This is a genomic window from Meiothermus luteus (assembly GCF_003574085.1).
Taxonomy (GTDB): Bacteria; Deinococcota; Deinococci; order Deinococcales; family Thermaceae; genus Meiothermus; species Meiothermus luteus.
This window is the reverse complement of record NZ_QWKZ01000215.1, coordinates 1-852: the sequence shown is the minus strand read 5'-3', so window position 1 is coordinate 852 and position 852 is coordinate 1. Positions and strand designations below refer to the sequence as shown.

The window sequence follows — 852 nt, the reverse complement described above, 5'->3', positions numbered from 1 at the left end:
GGAGGGGGTAGGGGTAGAAGGGGTAGGAAACCCCACCCACGTCCTGGCGTTCGGCCAGCACGAAAAGGGGCAGCAGGCCTATCAGGGTGTGCTCGAGGGCGTGCAGGGCGCTGGGCAGCAGCGCCTCGGTGAGGCTGTTTTCTCCCAGAGAGTCGGTCGATACCGGGAGCCCGTCGCACGGGTGGAACCAGAGAGCCTCGGTTTGGAAGACGAGCTCGGGCATCAGCAGGGGCACCTCCTCCAGCACGGCCTCGCTGTAGTAACGCTTCTTGACGTACCCTACCACCCGCTCCCGCAGGCGCACTGCACCGACCCAGACCCCCGGCAGCACCTCCTCTCCGTTCAGCACCTCCAGCTCGGTCTGGGCCCGGGGCTGGGTGTAGTAGTCCTCCAGGCTCGGAAGCAGCACCACCTCGCGCTTTTCGGGCTCGAGGTTGCGCACCAGGTAGCTTTCGCCCTGGTGCAGGTAGACCGCGCCGGGGTGGGCCTCCCAGAAGGCCTGCCGCTCGTCTAGGGTGCCTAGGAGTTTCCCGTTGGCATCCCGCAGGTTGTAGTTCTGTCCCAGCCCGCGCAGGATCAGCTCGCGGTGGGGGTTGCGCTTAGGGGAGTAGAGCCGGCCGTTTTTCTCCACCAAAGGGGGGTGTACTGTGGGCACGCGGTGGAAGGGGTCCGAAGGGGAGTGGAGCGGGATGGGCAGCTCGAGCGCCGCGCAGTGGGCATGAAGGGGGTAGAGCACGGGGTTTTCGGCGTCGGCGACGGCCGCTTCGGGCGGGCTTTCCAGCAGAAGCTCCGGATGCACCTCAAAAAAGGCGTCCAGAGGGTCTTCGCGGGGTATCCAAAGCAGAAGCGCCC

Annotated in this window: 1 pseudogene; it reads right to left on the bottom strand. The window is 66.4% G+C overall.

Annotated features, from left to right (window positions below):
• A pseudogene (locus tag Mlute_RS15365) lies at positions 1–852 on the bottom strand (DEAD/DEAH box helicase); the annotation flags it as partial.